This is a genomic window from Methanolobus zinderi (assembly GCF_013388255.1).
In the GTDB taxonomy this organism is placed as follows: Archaea; Halobacteriota; Methanosarcinia; order Methanosarcinales; family Methanosarcinaceae; genus Methanolobus; species Methanolobus zinderi.
On record NZ_CP058215.1, the window covers coordinates 831,746 to 853,285 of the forward strand.

Genomic DNA, 21,540 nt, shown 5'->3' on the forward strand with positions numbered 1-21,540 from the left:
ATGAAGGTAAAATTAGAGAACTACTGAACTTCATTGAGTAGAGCTTCGCTTTCAAGCAGTTTGTTTTCTGCAATTTTGTGCTCAGTGATATCCTGCAATGTGCCGGTGATTTTAACGACCTTTCCATCTACCACTTTCGGATAACCGCTTGTTCTGACCCACTTATTGTTTCCTTTAGCAGTTACAAACTCCAGCTCAAGCTCATATGGTTCAGCATTTTCAATGGCATCATTTACTGCCTTTTCAATTATCTCCCTTGATTCAGGAGGGTAATATGATAAGCCATCTTCAACACTTGCTGCCCTATCTGTATCCAGCTCATGTATCTTTGCAACTTCAGGTGTCCATGTAGTTTCACCAGATATGAGGTCCAGTTCCCATCCGCCAATTTTACCTATCCGACTGACTTCACTGAGAAGCTTTTTATTTTCAAGCAGTTTGTCTTGTGCTTGTTTTCTTTCAGTTATATCTTCTGTTACGATAACAATGCCACCAATGGCTCCACTGGCTGTTTTCCAAGGTCTGACCTCCCAGCGTACCCATTCTGCACTTCCATTAGCCCGCACAATATAATCTTCATCTTTTCGGACAACTTCGCCATTCAAAGCACGGCGATGTGCCTCTTTGTGTTCTTCTTTTAAATACGGAAAAAGATCATAATGGGATATTCCGATAATATTCCTGTCAGCAAGAGAATATTTATCGATCCAGTAACGGCTCACTGCCACATGTCGCATATCACGGTCCAGCATTGCCATTGCGACAGGTGCATGTTCTATAAATGATCTAAGTTTTTCCTCACTCTCAATGAGTTTATTCTCATCATTTTTGCGTTGCGTGATGTCCTGGAATGATCCGGTTACCTTTACAACTTTTCCATTTTCCATCGTTGGGCGTCCGATCGTCCTGACCCATTTATGATTGCCTTTTGGAGTAGTTAATTCAAGCTCAAGATCATATGCTTCTGCTTTTTCTATAGCATCGTTGAATGCTTTTTCCACACTTTTCCTTGAAACAGTAGAATAGAATTCCAGTGTATTTCCATAAGCAAGTTCGAAGTCAGGCTCCAGGTCAAATATCTTGTAAATCTCAGGCGTCCACTTAACGGCTCCAGTTGCCACATCAAAGTCCCATCCTCCAACTCTGGAGAGTATCCCTACTTCATTCAGGAGAGATTCACTTTGACGTAATTTTTCCTCATTATGTTTACGCTCTGTGATATCTCTACCAACGCCCACAACTCCGATGAGTTTCCCATCTTGATCATACATGGGACATTTTCTGGTTTCCAGATATTCTTCGTGTCCATCAATTGCATAGGTGATGAATTCCTCATTAACTAAAGGCCTGCCAGCTTCTAGTGCCTCTATGTCTTTCTGTCTGAATAGATCAGCAAGTTCCTTATCAACAAAATCATAGTCGGTCTTTCCAACGATTTCCTCTTCCTTTGCACCAAAGAAGCCCTCAAATTTGGTATTACATGAAAGGTATACTCCGTTGACATCCTTTTGCCATACAAGATCAGGAATAGTATTTATCAATGTGCGCAGTTGACTTTCACTATTCTTTAGTGCTGTCTCTATATTTTTGCGTTCGGTCACATCATGGAATACGGCAGCAGCAATGTCCTCTTCTACGGGATATGCAGCAATACTGAGGTGTTTTTCCAGTTCTTCAGAATAAATTTCAACATTGAGTGGACTTCCGCTCAGTATCACATCTCTGTGCAGATGGATAAAGGTGTTCTCCCTTTCCTCGATCCCGGGATACACTTCAGTTGCACGTCTTCCTACTACCTGCTCGAGTCTTAATCCGGTATGTACCTCAAAAGCACTGTTCACATCCAGAAAAATGAAATCAACCGGATATCCGTTCTCATCTCTGATGCTTTTCGTGACAAGTATGCCATTCATGTTGTTCTCGAAAAGACCACGGTATTTTCTTTCACTTTCCTGAAGTGCAATTTCAGCCTGTTTACGATTGGTTACATCCTGCATTGTACCTGTTATTTTCACAGCCTTACCATCAACCACTTTTGGACGGCCACTTACCCTGACCCACTTACGATTGTCTTTTGCAGTGATCAATTCCAGTTCAAGGTCATATGGTTCTGCCTTTTTGATAGCATCGTTGAATGCTTTTTCAATGATCTTTCTTGAGTCCGCTGAATAAAAATCAAGAGCATCTGCGACACTTATGTCGGAGTTGAGTTCCACTTCATGGATCCTGTAAACCTCGGGGGTCCATTTGCCGGTTCCACTTGCCACATCATACTCCCATCCTCCTATCTTAGCAATGGTTCCTACCTCATTCAGAAGGGCTTCACTTTCTTTTAGTGCGACTTCAGCTTCTTTTCTTTCAGTGATATTCTCTGAGAAGATGATAATTCCGCCAATGGTGCCATCAGCTGCTTTCCATGGCCTGACCTCCCAGCGTGACCATATCTCATTTGCATCAGGTAGTTTAACAAAGTCTTCTTCTTTGCGGACAATTTCTCCTTTCAGGGCTCGCTGATGTGCTTCCTTGATTTCATCACTCAGATTAGGGTATAGTTCATAATGTGACAGGCCGATGATATTTTCAGTAGCGCTGGTATCTTCAAGCCATCTACGACTTACGGCTATATGTCGCATATCTCGGTCTAACATCGCTAACGACACCGGGGCATGTTCTATGAACAACCTAAGTTTTTCTTCACTCTCAATCAGTTTGTTCTCAGCATTTTTTCTTTCAGTGATATCCTGGAAAACACTAGCAACAATATTCTCTTCAACTCTGTAGGCATTGATATTGTAGTGTCTTTTTAAGTACTCTGAATATGTTTCAATACTGGTAGGAATTCCGGTAAGTGCCACCTTCTTGTGCAGATTAAAGGCAGTATTTTTCTTTTTATCAATACCTGGCAACACTTCAGTCACACGCTTTCCTATTACATCTTCGTCTTTGAGACCTGTATGTTTCTCAAAAGCATTATTTACTTCCTGAAAAACATAATTTATTGGACATCCTTTTTCATCCGTGATAATTTCCGTTATCACTATGCCGCTAATATTGTTCTCAAAAAGTCCACGGTATTTTCTTTCACTCTCTCTGAGTGCTTCTTCTGCTTTTTTCTGTTTGCTGATATTCCTGAACTCAGTAACCCTTACCTCTTTTCCTTTGTAGGGTATATTTCTTGATTCCAGCCTGATATGATATTCACTGCCATTTTTACAATGTAGCATTGCTTCATACGGTTTCTCATAACCACTACGTATCTTTTCCATCACTTCATCCCGGTCTTTTTCTGCTATGAGAAGCATACCGTTCATTCCTATCAGCTCTTCCTGGGAATAACCTGTCATGTCGGAAAGACCCTGGTTGCATTCAAGGATCAAACCCCTGTCATGGATGCCGATTCCTCCAAAGGATGCGTTGTGAAGTGCTTTGAACCTTTCTTCGCTTTCCAGTAATTCCTTTTCTGCCCTTTTGCGTTCAGTGATATCCCTTATTGCTGCCACACGAACCCGGCGTCCCTTATAATTTACATCATAGGATTCAACTTCTGCCGGATACAGGGTACCATCCTTTCTGATAGCTCGGACTTCATAGGGTTGTGCAACCTTATTTTTCATCTGTTCTATGGTGATTTCAATATCATCGGGATGGACAGCCAGTTCCAGGATATTGTTTCCCAGTATTTCTTCTTTTGAATATCCTGTTATACGGCATATGGCATCGTTTGCATAGATCACGACACCATTATCGTGAAAGATAACACCCTCAAAGGAGGCGTCAGCAAGCATCTGGTATTTTTCCTGGTTCTCTGCCAGCTCTTGTTCTATTTGTTTATTTTTAGTAACGTCTCTGGCTATTGCTTCAAATGCTACGACCTTTCCATTTTCATCATAATGCCAGAGGCTCTTTTGTTCGATCCAGACTACATCCCCCTCTTTTTTTATCCAGCGGAAAGTGTAAGTGGTTCTCTCGTTATGTTCTTTCAATATATTCTTTGTATCAGGCAGATCGTCAGGATGCATTATCTTGAAAGGCAGGTCCGGGTCTTCATAGAATTCTTCGGGAGTGTAACCGGATATTCTTGTGACGGCGGGACTGATGTAAGTGAATCGCCTTTTTGGGACATATTCATAGCTGTATACTATATCGTCAGCATTTTCGGCAAGTGTCCGGAATCGCTTTTCGCTTTTCCTGAGCTTTTCTTCCATCAACTTACGCTCGGTAATATCCTCAAAAACACCAACAACAATGTTCTTCTCTACTGGATATGCAGTGACACTAAGATGTCTCTTTAATTCTTCAGAATATAATTCAACATTTATAGGGGTCCCATTAAGTACTACATCCCGATGTATATCGATAAAGGTGTTTTTCCTGTTTTCGATACCAGGATATACTTCAGTTGCATGCTTTCCTATTACATCTTCAGCTTTCAAGCCGCTATGTGTCTCAAAGGCATCATTCACTTCCAGAAAAATGAAATCGACCGGATATCCGTTCCCATCTCTGACGCTTTTCGTGACAAGTATGCCACTAATATTGTTCTCAAAAAGCTCACGGTACTTTTTTTCGCTCTGTACTATGGCTTCCTCTGAAGTTATCTCTTGTTTCTTTGTATCAGTAATCCTGGTTATTGTAAAACAGAGACGTTCCTTATCTTCAACTATTAAAGGAATACAATGAACATCAACATTACACCGGGATCCATCTGCAAGCCTATGTTCGAAAAGGCAATGATCGAGTTTTTCATCCTTTGCCCTTTGGATCTTAGCTATTAGTTCCTGCTCCGGTAAAATACTAAAATCGGATATTTTTTTACTGATAATCTCTTCCCGTGACCATCCGTAAAAGTTACATGCGGCACTGTTTGCATCCACGATTTCAAGACTTGCGGAGTCTATAAGAAGCATAGCTGCATGATTGTTATCAAATAATGCTCTGTATCCGGTCGGATAGTCACCCCAAAGGCTATCCGCCGGCTTGTGTTCATCTTTCCCCATTAATGTCCCTTCCCACAGTTATCATTTCAGCTCCACATCAGATCATCTTTTCTCTAAGATGTCAGATCGAATGTGAACTGTTTTGTCATGTTTATAACCACTCCTCTGGCAGGTATATTTCATGATACAGCTTAAATGATTAAATGTTACGCACATCTAAATCACTATATAATTACTTTCCCTGGTTCAGATACAATCAACAATATATTATTCTCAGTTATATCATATCTATTTATTCTTTCAAGCTTACTTGTCCGGAATTGCATTCAGAACTTTGTTCCCACTCATAATTTCTGAACGAACTATAACTCAAACCTGTATCCTTTAGTAAGCCCCCGGGGGGATTTGAACCCCCGACCTGCTGATTACGAATCAGCCGCTATACCGCTAAGCCACAGAGGCACTGTGAGCGAACCCTATAATCGTATCCAGTGATTTAATCATTTCGCTTATTCCCTGTCAATATCATATAATTTTGACCTCGATACAGACATTGAACTGGTGGGGAGCATAAGAGCGGACAACACGCTGATCAATCAACTTGATCCGGCGGTCTGCGCGCCCGGCAGCCTCTTCTATAAGCTTTAAAGAGCTGTCAAACAGCTCATCTTCCGGTGTGATGTCATAATAGTGGATCACTGCACCGGGTGCACATACCTTTATTGCAGCATCAAGAAAATCCTGTGCGTTGTGTGGCAGGTTCATGATCACATGATCGGCAACCCGGCCCAGTTTTTCGGCTTGCAGATTTGCGTCGCCTTCTATGGCTTCCACGTTGCTGGCCGAGTTCAATTCTATATTATTTTTCAAAAACTCTACTGCATCGGGATTTTTGTCGATGGCAATAACGCGTATGTCGGGACTTTTTTTAGCTATCATTATACTGTAGGGTCCGACACCTGCAAACATATCGACTACTGTCTGTCCTTCTTTGACCTGCTCCAGTATGCGTGAGCGCTCCGTAGCCAGACGGGGCGTAAAATAAGCCCTTTCAAGGTCGATATGATATCTGCATCCGTATTCCTTGTGAATCGTATCTGTCCTGTCCTCTCCCGCAACTGTACTGAACCTGCGGGTCCTGAATTCTCCCTCCACAGGTCCGAGGGCTGCAAGTACGGTTTTGACATTTTTCTTTACCTTCATGATGGCATCAGCCACCTCCTCAGGTTCTGTAATGTCATCCTCAATAAGCGCAATATCGCCCACAACTTCAAAATGGGGAACTTCATCCAGAAGGTCCTCAAGTTTCAATTGTCCTTTCTGCTCCTCGAAATCATATTCTGTAACTTTGAAATTTCCCGGTATATCCTCAAGGGACTCTGCATCTGCTTCTTCTGTCAGAGGCAGGTACAGGTACTCTCCTTCGGAGCCGATTCGTGCGGAATTATCCAGTATCTCCCTTTCAATTAATTCCCTGCGGATCGGCTCGCCTTCTTTTTTCAAAACCCTGATACACGTTTTCCTCATGTTCATACACCTATGATAAACCATGACCCGAACAGGACAAGGAACAGCCCGCAAGACATCAGTACCCTTTCATAAAGCTTTGGTGACATGAGCTTCTTTCCCCTGCTAAAGGATGCGGAAACAAAAGTGAAGTAGCCAAGATCGGCTGTCCAATGCCCGATAACAAACATTGCCGCGGCAAACATGCTGATCTCAAGTCCTCGTAATACAAGTGCACTGCCGGCAGCAAGCCACCATATCCAGAAGTATGGATTTGATGCTGACGTGACAATTCCCGCAAGAATGGGGCTTGTACTCGTTCCTGTATGTTCGTTTATCGGATCAGACGCTTTTTTTGCCCCTCTGATCGTGAGTAAGCCGAAAATTATCAGTGTGGCTCCTCCAATGATGGAGATCGCAAGAATAGTATTGTCACTTACAGCTGTAATCCCGTATAATATCAGTATGCAGATCACCAGCTCAAGAGCAGCGTGACCAAGGACCAGTTCCGGGCCTGCTCTCCATCCTTTTTTCAGGGATGTATCTATTGTGGCAAAAAGCATCGGACCGGGTACAAGTGCACCTGTCATTCCCACAGCAAAACCTATGGCCAGCATCTCAAATAATTCCAGCATGGTCGACACTGCTTAATCGGATCAGTTGTTAAAAAAAGCTTTGGCAAAAAAGAATCAGAACAAAGGAAGCAGCATGGCTGTTCCCTTGTTTGTTGTATTTAATTACATGTGTGCTCAGAGAATGATCTCGATGTCGAGCTCTTCTGCAAGTTCCTTGTACCTGTTACGGATCGTGACCTCGGTCACACCTGCAACATCGGCGACCTCGCGCTGTGTACGGCGCTCACCGCAAAGGATGGATGCGATGTAAATTGCTGCCGCTGCCACACCGGTTGGACCACGTCCGCTTGTAAGCTCTTTCTCGGAAGCCTGCCTTAAGATCTCCACTCCTCTGGACTGCACTTCTCCTTTAAGGTTCAGTCCTGAACAGAATCTTGGTACATAGTCAATTGGTGAGGTTGGCATGAGCTTAAGCGACAGTTCCCTTGAGATGAAACGGTATGTTCTACCGATCTCTTTCCTGCTTACTCTTGATACCTCTCCTATCTCATCAAGTGTCCTCGGGACACTGCACTGGCGGCATGCTGCATACAATGCTGCTGCTGCTACACCTTCAATACTCCTTCCACGGATAAGGTTCTTATCGACCGCTTTCCTGTAAACCACAGCAGCGGTTTCACGTACCGTCCTCGGAAGACCGAGTGCTGATGCCATACGGTCAAGTTCGGAAAGTGCGAATGCAAGGTTACGCTCGGTAGCGTTACTCACACGTATCCTACGCTGCCATTTTCTCAGCCTGTAAAGCTGTGCCCTGTTCTTGGATGAGATGGACTTACCATACGAGTCACGGTTCCTCCAGTCTATCATAGTGGAGAGACCCTTATCGTGGATGGTGTAGGTCATAGGCGCACCTACACGGGAGCGCTTCATTCTCTGATCATGGTCAAATGCACGCCATTCAGGTCCTTCATCAACGAATTCTGCGTCAACTACCAGCCCACAATCAGCACATACGAGTTCGGCTCTCTCATAGTCCTGTACTAAACTGCGGCTCCCACACTCAGGACACTGGACCTTTGCCTTCTCAACTTCCATGTCCTTTTCTTTTTCTTTACGTGCTTTGATCATTGCACGTATTTTCTCCCTTTCGGAGGTATCAGAATAACGTACTCTTTCGACTTCGACCATTTCAATCACCTTTCATCATAGATATAAAATATATTCCCCAAGTTTTACATTTCTCAATCAAGCTGCTATCTTCAATATCCAAAACTACCTTACTCTCACTGAACGTATACCCGGTCGTTGATCAGATTCTTCAGGTCAGGATCGGTTAATCCCTTGTTCGGTTTCACAATAAAAAAAGGACAATCAACGGGTCCAAAGATTCCGGAGATCTTCCCTATTCTTTTTATCGATTTATCAAGAACAAAAGAGTTGATTCTAGGCATATCTCTTATGGATCCGGAGTATTTCTTTTCATTCCCTCTGATGATGATATCATCCTGCTTTGAAATATGTAGTATTTTACCCAGTCTTTTCATGTCTGTAGTATTTAGAATATTGTTTCCTTAATTTTATGTGGTCTCTATCTTACCCCCATACTATATATGGTTTGCGCAGGATTTTTAATATCATAAGCAAATCTATACAAAAATATATCGTTGTTTTTCCGGATAAATTCCGGGCATTTTAATCACCGGTCAAGCCCTGATATGTCGTAGCAGACCACAAGTTTAAAGTTATAACAGGTCTATGTTGGCACGAATTATACTTTAATGATCCATCATATACCTTATGCATGGAGGAAATTCGGTGGCAGATAGAAAATTCGTATATTTTTTCGGGAACGAAGATACAGAAGGTAAAAATAGCATGAAAGATCTGCTGGGCGGCAAAGGTGCCAACCTGGCAGAAATGGCCAACCTGGGAATTCCGGTTCCTCCGGGCTTTACTATCACAACTGAGGTTTGTGTGCTCTACCTTGAAAAGGGAGCTTACCCTGATGGTGCACTCGATCAGGTCAATGACGCGATCGGGAACCTTGAAAGGGTAACAGGTAAGAAGTTCGGGGATGTGAATAATCCTTTACTGGTTTCGGTAAGGTCAGGTGCACGTGTCTCTATGCCTGGTATGATGGATACTGTCCTTAATCTGGGTCTTAATGACGATACCGTGGAAGGTCTTGCAAAAAAAACAGGCAATGAAAGATTTGCATATGACAGTTATCGCAGATTCCTTGCAATGTTCGGAGATGTGGTGCTGGGCATAAAACATGAGAATTTCGAAAAGGTTCTTGAGGCCAAGAAAGAACAGCTCAATGTAAACCTTGACACGGAACTGACAGTGGATGCACTCAAAGAACTGGTGGAAGATTTCAAAGGGATAATCCGTAAGAAGACGGGTAATGATTTCCCCCAGGATCCACGTGAACAACTTCAGATGGCAATTGATGCGGTATTCAATTCATGGAACAACCAGCGTGCCATAAAATACAGACAACTTAACAATATTCCCAAGGACTGGGGTACTGCTGTCAACGTACAGTCAATGGTCTATGGGAATATGGGCGAGACTTCCGGTACCGGTGTTGCCTTTACAAGGGATCCTGCAACAGGTAAGAAGGAATTCTTCGGTGAATATCTGATCAATGCACAGGGAGAAGACGTTGTGGCAGGTATCAGGACCCCACAGCCCATTGACACCCTCAAGCAGACAATGCCGGATGCTTATGCACAGCTTGTCGACATCTACCAGAAACTTGAGAATCACTTCAAGGACATGCAGGATATCGAGTTTACCATTGAGGAAGGTAATCTGTACATGCTCCAGACCAGGACCGGTAAAAGGACTGCTGCAGCCGCCTTAAATATTGCTGTTGACATGGTCAATGAAGGTCTCATTGACAAAAGAACAGCTCTTACAAGGGTAAAACCGGAGCAGATCGACCAGCTGTTGCATCCTATGATCGATCCGGAGTCCGAATATGAGATCATTGCCACAGGTCTGCCTGCATCACCGGGTGCTGCTGTGGGTAAGGTTGTTTTCACTGCCGAGCACGCTGAGGAAATGGCTGCCATGGAAGAAAAAGTAATTCTGGTCAGGGCTGAAACCTCTCCTGAAGATATTGGAGGTATGGATGCGGCTCAGGGAATACTTACGGTCCGTGGCGGTATGACATCACACGCTGCAGTTGTTGCCAGAGGTATGGGAAAACCCTGTGTGGCAGGCTGTGGTGCTGTGAGTATAGATATGACTGAAAAGGTCTTTACCATTGACGAGCTCCAGATAAGCGAGGGTGAATTCATCTCAATTGATGGTGCAAAAGGATGTGTCATCAAGGGAGAGGTGGACCTCATAACTCCCGGAGTTACCGGGGAACTGGAAACCCTGCTCACATGGGCCGATGAAGTAAGAAAGATGGGAGTCAGGACAAATGCCGACACTCCCCATGATGCACTTGTTGCAAGGGAATTCGGTGCAGAAGGTATCGGTCTGTGCAGAACGGAGCACATGTTTTTCGGAGATGACCGGATACCTGTTGTCAGGGAAATGATCCTTGCGGAAGATGAAGAGACCAGAAAGAAGGCTCTCAATAAACTCCTGCCAATGCAAAGGGAGGATTTCATAGGAATTTTCCGTGTAATGGAAGGCTATCCCGTAACCATACGCCTGCTTGATCCGCCACTTCACGAGTTCCTGCCAAAATATGATGAACTGGCTGAAAAGTTAAGGGAACTCGAAGCTACCATGTCGGATGCCAACATGAATGAGATCAATGATCTCAAGGATGTGATGGAACGTGTGGAATCCCTTACAGAGATCAACCCCATGCTCGGTCACAGGGGTTGCCGCCTTGGTATCACATATCCCGAGATATATGAGATGCAGGTGCAGGCGATCGTTGAAGCCGCATGTGAACTCAAACATGAGGGTATAGATATAGTACCTGAGATCATGATCCCGCTGATATGTCATGTGAACGAACTCAAATCTGTCAAAGAGCATATCGTAAATGTTGTTGAATCTGTTCTTAAGGATAAGAATGTTAAGATGGACTATCTGGTAGGTACCATGATCGAGCTTCCAAGGGCAGCACTGACAGCTGACCAGATTGCAGAGGAAGCTGATTTCTTCTCCTTTGGTACTAACGACCTGACACAGACAACATTCGGTTTCAGCAGGGATGATACAGGTAAGTTCCTCCCTTCATATGTTACAAACACCATCCTGGAAAGTGATCCGTTCGCAGTTCTTGATCAGGAGGGAGTTGGCCAGCTTGTCAGGATCGGTATTGAAAAAGGCCGCTCCACAAAGCCGGATATCAAGATCGGTATCTGCGGTGAGCATGGGGGAGAACCAAGTTCTGTTAAGTTCGGCTACAGTATCGGACTGAACTATGTAAGCTGCTCTCCGTTCCGTGTGCCTATAGCCAGGCTTGCATCGGCACAGGCTGTAATTGAAAATGAGGAAGAATAATTCTATAGTTTAGTGATACGGTCTTCTCCGTATCATTTTAATTCTAACGGCCATCCGGCATTTAAATTCCGGTGGTCGTATATGATTTTTATAACTTGCCACTTAGTAGTTCTTACTATTTTATGAACCGTGAGGTCATGAACTAAGTTGAAAAGATAAAAAGCTGAAATAAAAAAAAGAAAAACCTGCTTTCCTGTAGCAGGTTCAGTATGATCTCTGGATCATATAGTCTGCGATTGCCCGTAGTATGTCCTTTGACTCGGAATCATCTACAACATCTAACAATTCCTTGCTTCTGGCTATATATGAGAGTGCGAGATCCCTTGCATATGCTATGGATCCTGATTCTTCAAGTTCATGAACAGCGTTGTTTATCTCTTCATTGCTGGCATTGCCTTTGCCGAATATGTCAAGCTTTACACCACTGTTTAGGGCATGGATGGCTATAAGGGTCTTCTTGCCTTCCATGAGGTCACTTCCCCTTACCTTGCCGAGAACCTCTTCCGGGGTGATCATGTCGATGACATCGTCATATATCTGGAATGCGATACCTATCAGCCGTCCGAATTCATAAAGGGCGTCTGCGACATCATCGGATGCTCCACCAAGGATCGCACCTATCTGACATGAAGCAGCATAGAGTACTCCGGTCTTTTTCTCGATCATCTCAAGATACTCTTCCTCTGTCACATCCATGCGCTCCTCAAACTCAACATCCATCCACTGTCCCTCGCAGATATCCCTGCATGTTCTGGACAATATGTCGATACACTTCAGGATCCTTTCGGGGTCTCCTTCTGCGTGTGTGAGTATTTCAAAAGCCTTGGAATATAGCGTATCCCCGGCAAGTATGGCAGCTGCCTCTCCCCACTTGACATGTACTGCGGGCATTCCCCTGCGGATATCATCCCTGTCCATTATATCGTCATGCACCAGTGTGAAATTATGCACCAGTTCCACGGCTACGGCAGCAGGAATCACTTTTTCAGGGTCTGAACCCACCGCTTCAGCAGTGATCATCACAATGGCAGGGCGAAGTCTTTTTCCACCTGCATCCGGCAGGTAGCGGGCTGCCCTGTAAAGTTCTATGGGTCTGGAGACAGGGAGGTAGTCCTCGATGCCTTCATCAACATGCACAGACCTTTTTTTTATCTCTCCAATTAAGTCCATACTAATTCTCACTGTTTTTCTGGTTTTTATATATGATTACTCTTCTTCGATGTAGAGTTCTTCTCCATTCCTCAGCAGATGCAGTGTGTCGCCAAGTGAATAGCCTGCATCTTCTGCCATCCTGATGTACTCGCTGTGCATCTGTATGGTTCCGTGTGCGGGGATCACATGCTCGGGCTTGAGCATACGAAGCAGTTCCCAGTGATCTTCTTTGTATGCATGTCCTGAAACATGCACATCATCGTATATCCTGGCTCCTTTCATCTTGAGCTTTGTCTCAAGTGAATAACGGTTTGCCTGTGTCATGGGGTTTGGAATTATGTTTGCAGAGAAGATTACCCTGTCACCTGTCTCGATCTTGTAGGGTGTCTCTCCGGTTGCGATCCTTCCAAGCACTGCACCGGGCTCTCCCTGATGTCCGGTAACGACCGGCAGGTACTTGTCCTTACCCTTATCCATGATCTTTTTCAGTGCATTGTCGATATCCCTGCGGTTTCCGTAGATCTCCACGGTCTCAGGCAGGTCAATGTATCCTAGCTGGTGGGCGGTTGCCACATATCTTTCCATGGACCTTCCAAGGAGTACGGGTATCCTTCCCATCTCGCCAGCGAACTTTACAATGGAGTTCATACGGGCAATGTGGGATGCGAATGTTGTAACGATCATACCCACATCCGCTTCTTCGGTACCCAGAAGCACGTCCCTTAGCATCATGTGTGCGATCATTTCGGAAGGTGTTTTACCGTTCCTGCCCGCATTGGTACTCTCGGTGATCAGTGCAATGACTCCTTCCTGTCCGAGCTGCTTAAGTCTCTCAAAGTCCGGAAGCTCACCAACAGTTGGTGTCCTGTCAAGCTTGAAGTCACATGCATATATGATAGACCCGCTTGGTGTGTGTATTGCCACAAAGACAGTATCAATGATACTGTGCTGGGCGTTCACGAACTCAAGAGATATGTCCTTTGTGATCTCCATTGAGTCGCCTGCCTTCAATGCAACGATATTGTTCTTGACACCGAACTTCCTCTCGGAATCGATCTGATGTTTAACCAGTGCGGTGGTGTACGGTGTTGCGATGATTGGTGCAGTGTAGCGGTGTGCGAGTTTTGAGATCGCACCTATATGGTCAAGATGTCCGTGAGTACAGACTATGGCACGCACATTCCCGTTAACCTCATTCATTATGGTGTCGTCCGGAATGGCTCCCATCTCTATCAATTCAAGGGAGTGCATGCGATCTGTGTCCACATCTTCATGTATCTGGACCCTGTCCAGGCGAAGACCCATATCAATGATTATTATATCATCATTTATCCTGATCGCAGTCATATTGCGGCCCATTTCATTATAGCCGCCAACAGCGATTATACCTATTTCAGTCATATATTATCCTCTTATATTTATAAAAATATCTGTTTTATCTTATTAATCCTTTATAGATGACAGTTAAACTATCTGGAAATCACTCTTCTCAGAGCGCAATGCAAACTCCTTTGCATCAAAGCCCCGAAGTTCAATGTATTCCTTTGTCCATCCTGTGATTACAGTAGGCGCTGAATGTAGTTTTTTGATATCTCCGCAGCCGCAGAGGAACATCGCCACTTTAAGCTCATCAAGCATGCGCATGATACTCTCTTCTACTTCGGCTTTTCCTTTCATGGCCGGCTCAACAAAGGGGAGTGCAGCACTTGCAACAGATGCACCCAGAGCCATGCATTTTGCCATGTCCAGACCGGTCCTCACACCGCCGGTGGCAATAACTGGAAGTGCTGTATTGCATTCGATTATACTCGGTACCGTGGGTATTCCGAAATCCCAGAAAAGCTCACCCAGCAGTTCCGACATAATATCCTCTCTGTCTCTGGCACGGTATACTTCCACACCTGACCAGCTGGTTCCTCCGACCCCGCCTACATCTATGGCGGAAACTCCGGCTTCCTTTAAGAGCCTTACATCCTCAAGGGATATCCCGGCTCCAGTTTCCTTAACAATGACCGGGGTCTTGAGTGTACAGATCTCCCTGATGCTTTCCAGTGCACCTGAGGCATCCCTGTCACCCTCTGGCTGTATTGCTTCCTGCAGGAAGTTCAGATGTATTGCCATGGCATCGGCATCTATCATCTCGATAAGTTTCTCCACACCTTCAACGCCATACTGCTTTATCTGGGCTGCACCGATATTCCCATACACAAATGCGTTTGGTGCCTCGTCACGAACCACTCTGAAGGATTCTTCCTGTGCAGGGTCCTCTATGGCTGCCCTCTGGCTGCCGACTCCGATTCCCAGACCCAGCTCCTCAACTGCACCTGCAAGAGCTGCGTTGATCGGTGTGGTGCCGGGGTGTCCTCCGGTTATGGAAGCTATCATGAAAGGTGCTTCTAGCCTTTTTCCAAGGAACTCCACGGACAGATCAATCTCGTCCATTGAAATCTCCGGAAGAGCCCGATGTACAAGCATTATATCGTTAAATCCCGCTCCCAATCTTCTTGATTCAACAGGACTCGTAGCACATAAATGAAGGTGTTCGATCTTTCTCTGTGAAGTAGTCATAATAATGGTCCCTGATCTTAAGCTTTTGAAATAGCAGTGCCAATGTTCTCTCCGTTTAAAAAGCCAGAGACATTTCCTTTCTGACCTGCGTTGAAAATGTATGAAGTAATATTTGATGAATCACTTAGGTTTAACAGTTCAAGTACCTTTCCCAGCATTCCGCCTGTCACATCGGTACCTGCGGAACCGCTGACAAAGCTTTTGACCTGGTCGAAATTCCCTGGTGTGATCCTTTCGATGGTGCCGCCGTTTGCGTCAAGCACACCGTTCTCGGCACTTCCGATGCCGATACGTTCTGCTTCCAGTTGAGCTGCAAGGTACGGAACGATCTGATCTCCCGAAAGGACCGATGTACCGAGTTTTCTATCCATCACCACATCGCCGTGCAAGACAGGAACAAAACCGCTGTCGATCATTGCCTGTATCTGTTCCAGGTACATGTCCTTTATTCTGGTGTCCTCTGAAACAACGCAGTTTATGGGATGTACTCCAATTGCGTTGACGCCGGCATCGTTCAGAGCATCGACAATGAGTTTGTTCAGCTTCTTTACCGAGTTATGTGTAATAATACTTCCTTCGGGGTCAAACTTTGCGTTAAGGTCATAGCGCTTTGCCTGTGGATGGCCGAAAGAGCCTGCTCCGTGTACAATAACAAGTCCTGCATCACAGCCTGATATTTCTCTGGCAATACGTTCTATTTCTTCAGGTCTGGCAGTGCCTTCATCTTTTCCTTTATCGGTAATGACACTTCCGCCTATCTTTAAAATCGTAATACCTTTATTTTTCATACTATGGCTCCAGTCTGACGCCTTCCTGCGTGTTACTTGTAAGAATTGCCTCGGCTCCCTTGTTCCTGATCGCACTGGCAATTTTACCGGCATCCTGCTTACTGGCAAGTGCAACCATACATCCTCCTCCGCCTGCTCCTGTGATCTTTGCTGAGATCGCACCTGCATCTCTTGCTGCATATACCAGCTCTGAAAGCTCAGCTCCTCCCACGCCGATGGCATCAAGAAGACCCTGGTTGACATTCATGAGCTTACCCATGGTCTCATAGTCATACCTGTTGACATGCTCTTCGGCCAGATGGGACATCCTGCCTATGTTATTCAATATGGGATCGATTATATCCGGAAATTCCTGTCTCAGCTTTGCGACATTTGCCACAAGTTCCCTGGTTGAAGAGAACTTTCCTGTGTTCCCGACAATGATACTGCATTCCAGACCATTGAGTCTGCGGCGCTCCGGTATCATCACCACTCCGCCCATGGTGCTCACATAGGTATCGGTTGGACTTGCATTTCCCTGCACTTCCCTTTCGATTATATGCCCCATGCTCGCAACTTCCTCAAGCTGCAGTCCGCATGAATAAAGCTGGTTCAAAGCCTGTATGCTTGCCACGGTGACAGCTGCGGAAGATCCGAGACCTGAACCCACGGGAAGTTCTGAATCTATATGTATTCTCACACCCCGGATATTGCCGAAAGCCTTCATCTTTTCGATCACTCTGGAAACATAGGGATGCACCTCTTGATCCAGACCTGTTGTCCCGAGCACCGATTCGATAACAATGGAGTCATGTTCTTCTGCCTGCACCCTTGTACGCAGGTCGATGGCACAGCATATGGCACTTTGTCCGTAAACAACTGCGTGCTCACCGAACAGGTAAACTTTTCCGGGTGCAGAACACGTTATCATATTAACTCCAGATCCATCCGCATATCTTATTCAACCACCAGTGCTGCATATCCCACAACCTGTGAATAATCTCCGCTTACATCTCCGCTGTTTGCATACTTTAGCAGGTCTATTTTTTCTGCTCCGAATTCTTTTGATGCAGTAAGCATGGCTGCGATGGGTCCGAAACCACAGGCTGTGATATTCCTCTCTTCACGTCTTCTGTAAAATTCCGGTATATCTCCCTTTATTATGGAATCTATCAGGTAGTGGTCGTTATCATCTGCCACCTGTGCAGGCTGGTAATGTGTGAAATCGCTGGATGCGATGAAGACGGTTTTCTTACCGCTTGCCTTTGCAGCACGTGCGACCTCCTGTCCTACCTCCACGGCGGTTTCCTCATCCTGAAGTCCCATGCAGATTGGTAGTATCTTAAAACCTTCTCCGAATCTGTACTGGAGAAAAGGTAGCTGTACTTCTATGGAATGTTCATACCTGTGTGCCAGCTCGTCATAGTCCATGATAGTTCCGGCGAGGAGTTTTCCCATTTCCTGGTCGGCTTCTATTTTTCCGAACGGAGTTGACCAGCTTTCCTGTGAAAGAGCGATGGCAGATCCGTATCCCGTATGATTGGGACCGAAGAATACGTAAGTGTCCGCTTTCGGAAGTGCTGCATATGCATGTGCTGCAACTTCTCCCGAATAGATATATCCGGCATGGGGAATCACAGCACCTGTGATGTCCCTTTCCCGGATCTCTACATTCCTAAAGCATCTGCTAAGTTCTTTCTTAAGACTCTTCTGATTCGACGGATAAAACTGGCCGGCAACTGTTGTCTGTCTCATACTACTGTTCACCCCTACTGGGATATACGGGTTTTTTATATTTGTAGTATGCCTGTACAGCTAAACGGCAGGCTCAGACGCCTGCTTCGAAACTCTCAAGATCGTAGTTGAATACTGAATTGTTTGACTCTGAAACTTCTCTTGCAAGCAACCAGTACACAAGTGAAAGTGCCTTCCTACCTTTGTTGTTTGTAGGGATGACAAAATCGACAAAGGATGTCATGTTGTTAGTGTCACAGAGTGCCACTACAGGTATTCCGATATCGTTTGCCTCTTTAATGACCTGTGCGTCACCGGTCGGGTCGGTAACAATAACCACATCAGGTTCGAAGAAGTTCTCTACCGTAGGGTTTGTGAGTGTACCGGGGATGAACCTTCCGACCATTGACTTTGCTCCGATAGCCTTTGCGAACATCTTTGCAGGGAACTGTCCGTACTGCCTTGCAGATACCACAAGTATCCTTGCAGGGTCATATTCGGAAAGGAAGTTTGAAGCTAACTTGATCCTCTCGTCTGTAGCCTGGATGTCAAGTACATAGAGGCCGTCGGTTCTGACACGGTATACGAACTTCATCATATTCTCGGTCTTCTGCTGAGTACCGATATGTACTCCGGCTGCAAGATATTCATCGATCGGGACAAGTGATGTGGTCTTCTCTGCTTCCCCTGCTTCTTTTGCCTCGGTGGTTGCGGTTGTTTCTTCACTCTCTACTTCTGTATTAGTATCTTCAGTAATTTTGATATCTTCATTTGTATCCATACTATCACCTTATGAATAATCTCTTTTAACAGTAATCGGGATTATGTCAAGTTCAAACTCTTTTCTTGCAAGATAAAGGGAATTTGTATTTTGATCATCGATTAGCACTGGTGCTCCCATTGAAATCTGTAATGACCTGGCTCCAATGATCCTTGCTTTTTCATACCTTGTATAGTGTTCTGTGTTCAATCGATCACCTAACGTACAATTCCGTAACAATAATAACTAAAATAAGTCGACCATAGTCACTATCAGCATCAAAACAGTCTCTTGTAATCAACCCTGCTATGGTCTTAATTAATTTGAATGATTTTTATTCGGAATCCCTCCGAATGTGGTTTCATGACTTGCTGCAGGCTCCCCAGTGTTTACCTTAAAAGGTATGGGACCGCTGAGATTTGAACTCAGGTACCGGCGTGATCCGCATGATATCTTCATGTCCCGAACGCCGAAGGATGGTCCAGGCTACCCTACGGTCCCTTTACTGGTATGGAGCCAGCGTGTCTACAAGTTCGACATGTGAAAGGATCATCCTTCGGCAGCAATATCTTGTGACCCCGAGGTCATCAAGAACATTGCCGGGATTTTCTCCTTCCTGAACACGTCTTTTGTATTCTTCCCAACAGTTTGAAATTACCTTTCCGCAGGTAAAACACCGGACTGGAATCATTTCTTAAAGCTCACCTGTAAGATTTCTGATACTTGGAACGTGCACCAGGTCCGCCGAACTTCTTGGTTTCCTTCTGTCTGGAATCGTTTACCAGCAGGTTACGGTCGTACTCCATGTAGGTGTCACGGATCTCAGTGTCATTTGTCCAATCTACTATGCCTCTTGCAATAGCGGTTCTGATAGCATTTGCCTGACCCATGATTCCGCCGCCGCTTACAGTGACATCGATATCCAGGGTGGATGCAGTCTCTCCTGCGACCATGACTGCTTCGTCTATCTTCTGCTTGGCAAACTCAGGATCGTATATCTCAAGAGGTTTCTTGTTAATGCGCACTTTTCCTGTTCCTTTTTTAACAGTTGCGCGTGCAATTGCTGTCTTCTTTTTACCGGATGTAGTTACAATTTTAGTCGACATTTCTTATCTCCTCAGAATTTGGAACCCAGTTTTTTGCTGACTCTTCCAAGGGTTATGTACTTGTTTGAGCTCAGACGGTTCATGTCTGCTTCCGGAACAGTGGTCATTTCCCTATCCTTGAATTCCTCAGGGACACCCATATAGATCTTAAGGCGTGCCATTGCATCCTTTCCTCTTGAACGTTTGTAAGGAAGCATTCCCCTGACAGTTCTTTTAAGTATTCTGTCTGGCTTTCTTGGGAAATACGGTCCAAATTCGCGACTTCCGATCTTCAACATCTCGTCGTATTCTTTTATGGTACTGAGCTTGGAACCTGATATTACTGCTTTGTCAGCATTTATAATGTCTATCTCTTCGCCATCAAGCAATCTTTTAGCAACAGTACTTGCAAGCCTTCCCATAATGAGTCCGTCTGCATCAATTATTGTCATTCTGATCACCTTCACTGCAAAATCCTTATGCCGGATCCCTTTGGATTCTCTTCAAGGATCTGTTCGATCGTCAAACACTTTCCGCCAAGGTCGGTGATCTTTTCCCTTGCTGTTGCGCTAAAGCCCAGTGCAACAACGTTTGCTGCCTTAGCGATGGCTCCTGAACCCAGGACCTTACCAGGTATAAGAACAGTTTCATTCTCGTTTGCATACCTGTTTATTTTGCTAAGATTGACTTCAGCATAGTTCTGCCTTGGTTTTTCAAGCCTGCTTGCCACATCCTTCCAGATGAGCACATCATTATCACGGGATACCTGTTTGAGATTCTCAATCAACTTTGGTATCCTTGGATTTGTCTTTCTAACTATTTTAACATATGTTTTCTTGCTCATAATGTTCCTCCGCAAGATTATTCTCACTCACGCATTAAACGCGTTCGAACATCCGTAAGGTGCCAGTAAAGTAAGAACATGTAATCTATCATGGATAGATTCGTGACTCTGAATAACATTACTAGTACATAAAGCTTATGTATTCAGTCATTATCCATGAACTTGTCATAGACCTTCTGATATATGCCCTCGATATCGCAGCCCTTTTCCTTTGCAAGGATAAGTGCCGCGATCTCAATATCAACCAGGTCACCGAAGCGTTCCTGAAGGGTATTTATTCCGGCGATGGTTTCCTTTTCACTCTTACCGCTCTTTGCTGAGATCATGGTAATGAGTTCCTCTATCGGGCTCTTCTCGGCAAAGACATTCCCCGATGGCCTGAAACCATGCGGTATCTCTATCTTATCAACTGCAAAAGAAGGTATGAGCCTGTCTCCCTCAAGCCGCAGGAGCCGGGAACTGATGGCCTTGTCCCGTACCTTTGATGCAAGATCCGGAGCCATCCACTTCAGATCAAAGGAGAGAGCAAACTCGAAATCCTTTATTGAAAGGGAGGAAGTTGCTTTTTTCTTGAATGGGCTCGCAACAACCAGTTTAAGTTCATCCATTTATGATCCGCGTCTTAGCTCATCGATGATCGTATCCGCAAGCCTGCCACATTCCGTGCGTTTCTGTCCGTCTATATGGTTTATCTGAAGGACCAGTAACTCATTCTCAAGGATTGCGCGCACCAGGTAGATGTCGCCTCTGAAAGGGACTCTGTTATATTTGCCATCCAGGTAACTATAATTCAGAGATATCCTGAAATCGATGATTCCTTCATTTTCGATGGTCCCGATGATCTCATCAACATTTTCGTAGCTCAGAGGGGCGAAGTCTATACCGTTGGTCACGATCTCCACACGGATTTCCCTTTTGGCCTGTATCCTGTGCCCTCGCTGGGACACGGATTCGGTGACAAACATTCCGAATTTGCCATCCATATTCGCCATGACCTTTGTAAAAAAGGGTAGATCCGAGTGATAGCGGTACTTCTGCTCGAATTCTACCTCTCTGTGAGGAAACCGGTGATATATTCGCTTTCGCATCATTTTAAACGATCATCTTCCGCCTTTGTAACTATATTGCTGACT

Annotated in this window: 20 protein-coding genes and 2 tRNA genes; 1 reads left to right on the plus strand and 21 read right to left on the minus strand. The window is 45.0% G+C overall.

Translation table 11 applies throughout. The annotated features are described in order from the left end of the window. Positions 1-20: 20 nt before the first annotated feature. The 6 genes from HWN40_RS04180 to HWN40_RS04205 form a co-directional block, all read right to left on the minus strand. Positions 21-4,997: a PAS domain S-box protein gene (locus HWN40_RS04180; RefSeq protein ID WP_176964569.1), complete on the minus strand. Its 4,977-nt coding sequence runs from the start codon at positions 4,995-4,997 to the stop codon at positions 21-23. A gap of 330 nt (positions 4,998-5,327) precedes the next feature. Beyond that, positions 5,328-5,399, minus strand: a tRNA-Thr gene (locus tag HWN40_RS04185). A 63-nt stretch (positions 5,400-5,462) separates the two neighbouring features. Next, a complete protein-coding gene (locus HWN40_RS04190) occupies positions 5,463-6,464 on the minus strand; it encodes a class I SAM-dependent methyltransferase (RefSeq protein WP_176964570.1) in 1,002 nt (333 codons plus the stop codon). Positions 6,465-6,466: 2 nt separating this feature from the next. Then, a complete protein-coding gene (locus tag HWN40_RS04195; protein WP_176964571.1) occupies positions 6,467-7,078 on the minus strand; it encodes a LysE family transporter in 612 nt (203 codons plus the stop codon). A gap of 114 nt (positions 7,079-7,192) precedes the next feature. Further along, positions 7,193-8,206 (minus strand): transcription initiation factor IIB, encoded by a 1,014-nt coding sequence (locus HWN40_RS04200; protein WP_176964572.1) that lies wholly within the window; start codon positions 8,204-8,206, stop codon positions 7,193-7,195. Positions 8,207-8,301: 95 nt separating this feature from the next. Next, the gene (locus tag HWN40_RS04205) at positions 8,302-8,562 is read right to left on the minus strand and encodes an H/ACA ribonucleoprotein complex subunit GAR1 (RefSeq protein ID WP_176964573.1); all 261 of its coding nucleotides are present in this window, start codon (positions 8,560-8,562) and stop codon (positions 8,302-8,304) included. 271 nt (positions 8,563-8,833) lie between these two features. On the opposite strand from HWN40_RS04205, the gene ppdK reads away from it, so the two are divergent. After that, a complete protein-coding gene (gene ppdK / locus HWN40_RS04210) occupies positions 8,834-11,497 on the plus strand; it encodes a pyruvate, phosphate dikinase (RefSeq protein ID WP_176964574.1) in 2,664 nt (887 codons plus the stop codon). A 204-nt stretch (positions 11,498-11,701) separates the two neighbouring features. Here the strand turns inward: ppdK and HWN40_RS04215 are convergent, their stop codons facing one another. The 15 genes from HWN40_RS04215 to HWN40_RS04285 all read right to left on the minus strand — a co-directional run bounded on the left by HWN40_RS04215 (position 11,702) and on the right by HWN40_RS04285 (position 21,498). After that, positions 11,702-12,667 carry a polyprenyl synthetase family protein gene (locus HWN40_RS04215; RefSeq protein ID WP_176964575.1) on the minus strand — a complete coding sequence of 322 codons (966 nt, stop codon included), beginning with the start codon at positions 12,665-12,667 and terminating at the stop codon, positions 11,702-11,704. 36 nt (positions 12,668-12,703) lie between these two features. Then, the gene (locus HWN40_RS04220) at positions 12,704-14,050 is read right to left on the minus strand and encodes an RNase J family beta-CASP ribonuclease (protein WP_176964576.1); all 1,347 of its coding nucleotides are present in this window, start codon (positions 14,048-14,050) and stop codon (positions 12,704-12,706) included. A gap of 63 nt (positions 14,051-14,113) precedes the next feature. Next, entirely contained in the window at positions 14,114-15,223 is a 1,110-nt protein-coding gene (gene fni, locus HWN40_RS04225; RefSeq protein WP_176966273.1) for a type 2 isopentenyl-diphosphate Delta-isomerase, read from the minus strand. Between the two features lie 11 nt (positions 15,224-15,234). Beyond that, positions 15,235-16,005 (minus strand): isopentenyl phosphate kinase, encoded by a 771-nt coding sequence (locus HWN40_RS04230; RefSeq protein ID WP_176964577.1) that lies wholly within the window; start codon positions 16,003-16,005, stop codon positions 15,235-15,237. Between the two features lies 1 nt (position 16,006). Continuing rightward, the gene (locus tag HWN40_RS04235) at positions 16,007-16,915 is read right to left on the minus strand and encodes a mevalonate kinase (RefSeq protein ID WP_176964578.1); all 909 of its coding nucleotides are present in this window, start codon (positions 16,913-16,915) and stop codon (positions 16,007-16,009) included. A gap of 26 nt (positions 16,916-16,941) precedes the next feature. Next, complete coding sequence (locus HWN40_RS04240; RefSeq protein ID WP_176964579.1) at positions 16,942-17,739, minus strand: MEMO1 family protein; 798 nt, start codon at positions 17,737-17,739, stop codon at positions 16,942-16,944. Between the two features lie 73 nt (positions 17,740-17,812). Then, positions 17,813-18,499: a 30S ribosomal protein S2 gene (gene rpsB, locus HWN40_RS04245; protein WP_176964580.1), complete on the minus strand. Its 687-nt coding sequence runs from the start codon at positions 18,497-18,499 to the stop codon at positions 17,813-17,815. Positions 18,500-18,508: 9 nt separating this feature from the next. Next, positions 18,509-18,688 (minus strand): DNA-directed RNA polymerase subunit K, encoded by a 180-nt coding sequence (locus HWN40_RS04250; RefSeq protein WP_176964581.1) that lies wholly within the window; start codon positions 18,686-18,688, stop codon positions 18,509-18,511. Positions 18,689-18,882: 194 nt separating this feature from the next. Next, positions 18,883-18,979 (minus strand) — tRNA-Pro (locus HWN40_RS04255). A 1-nt stretch (position 18,980) separates the two neighbouring features. Then, a complete protein-coding gene (locus tag HWN40_RS04260) occupies positions 18,981-19,169 on the minus strand; it encodes a DNA-directed RNA polymerase subunit N (protein WP_176964582.1) in 189 nt (62 codons plus the stop codon). 10 nt (positions 19,170-19,179) lie between these two features. Continuing rightward, the gene (locus HWN40_RS04265; protein WP_176964583.1) at positions 19,180-19,584 is read right to left on the minus strand and encodes a 30S ribosomal protein S9; all 405 of its coding nucleotides are present in this window, start codon (positions 19,582-19,584) and stop codon (positions 19,180-19,182) included. Positions 19,585-19,595: 11 nt separating this feature from the next. Then, positions 19,596-20,015, minus strand: a complete 420-nt coding sequence (locus HWN40_RS04270) for a 50S ribosomal protein L13 (RefSeq protein ID WP_176964584.1) — start codon at positions 20,013-20,015, stop codon at positions 19,596-19,598. Between the two features lie 11 nt (positions 20,016-20,026). After that, positions 20,027-20,407, minus strand: coding sequence for a 50S ribosomal protein L18e (locus tag HWN40_RS04275; RefSeq protein WP_176964585.1), 381 nt, complete (start codon positions 20,405-20,407; stop codon positions 20,027-20,029). 143 nt (positions 20,408-20,550) lie between these two features. Then, positions 20,551-21,015, minus strand: coding sequence for a DUF2240 family protein (locus HWN40_RS04280; protein WP_176964586.1), 465 nt, complete (start codon positions 21,013-21,015; stop codon positions 20,551-20,553). Further along, positions 21,016-21,498 carry a hypothetical protein gene (locus HWN40_RS04285; protein WP_176964587.1) on the minus strand — a complete coding sequence of 161 codons (483 nt, stop codon included), beginning with the start codon at positions 21,496-21,498 and terminating at the stop codon, positions 21,016-21,018. Positions 21,499-21,540 lie beyond the last annotated feature (42 nt).

Bases quoted from the DNA above. Each gene is read 5' to 3' on its own strand.
- HWN40_RS04240 (WP_176964579.1), bottom strand. From the start codon at position 17,739: ATGAGACAGACAACAGTTGCCGGCCAGTTTTATCCGTCGAATCAGAAG.
- HWN40_RS04280 (WP_176964586.1), bottom strand. From the start codon at position 21,015: ATGGATGAACTTAAACTGGTTGTTGCGAGCCCATTCAAGAAAAAAGCA.
- HWN40_RS04260 (WP_176964582.1), bottom strand. From the start codon at position 19,169: ATGATTCCAGTCCGGTGTTTTACCTGCGGAAAGGTAATTTCAAACTGT.
- HWN40_RS04270 (WP_176964584.1), bottom strand. From the start codon at position 20,015: ATGACAATAATTGATGCAGACGGACTCATTATGGGAAGGCTTGCAAGT.
- HWN40_RS04275 (WP_176964585.1), bottom strand. From the start codon at position 20,407: ATGAGCAAGAAAACATATGTTAAAATAGTTAGAAAGACAAATCCAAGG.
- HWN40_RS04235 (WP_176964578.1), bottom strand. From the start codon at position 16,915: ATGATAACGTGTTCTGCACCCGGAAAAGTTTACCTGTTCGGTGAGCAC.
- HWN40_RS04230 (WP_176964577.1), bottom strand. From the start codon at position 16,005: ATGAAAAATAAAGGTATTACGATTTTAAAGATAGGCGGAAGTGTCATT.
- rpsB (WP_176964580.1), bottom strand. From the start codon at position 18,499: ATGGATACAAATGAAGATATCAAAATTACTGAAGATACTAATACAGAA.
- HWN40_RS04180 (WP_176964569.1), bottom strand. From the start codon at position 4,997: ATGGGGAAAGATGAACACAAGCCGGCGGATAGCCTTTGGGGTGACTAT.
- HWN40_RS04265 (WP_176964583.1), bottom strand. From the start codon at position 19,584: ATGTCGACTAAAATTGTAACTACATCCGGTAAAAAGAAGACAGCAATT.
- HWN40_RS04205 (WP_176964573.1), bottom strand. From the start codon at position 8,562: ATGAAAAGACTGGGTAAAATACTACATATTTCAAAGCAGGATGATATC.
- HWN40_RS04215 (WP_176964575.1), bottom strand. From the start codon at position 12,667: ATGGACTTAATTGGAGAGATAAAAAAAAGGTCTGTGCATGTTGATGAA.
- HWN40_RS04190 (WP_176964570.1), bottom strand. From the start codon at position 6,464: ATGAGGAAAACGTGTATCAGGGTTTTGAAAAAAGAAGGCGAGCCGATC.
- HWN40_RS04285 (WP_176964587.1), bottom strand. From the start codon at position 21,498: ATGATGCGAAAGCGAATATATCACCGGTTTCCTCACAGAGAGGTAGAA.
- HWN40_RS04200 (WP_176964572.1), bottom strand. From the start codon at position 8,206: ATGGTCGAAGTCGAAAGAGTACGTTATTCTGATACCTCCGAAAGGGAG.
- HWN40_RS04220 (WP_176964576.1), bottom strand. From the start codon at position 14,050: ATGACTGAAATAGGTATAATCGCTGTTGGCGGCTATAATGAAATGGGC.
- HWN40_RS04195 (WP_176964571.1), bottom strand. From the start codon at position 7,078: ATGCTGGAATTATTTGAGATGCTGGCCATAGGTTTTGCTGTGGGAATG.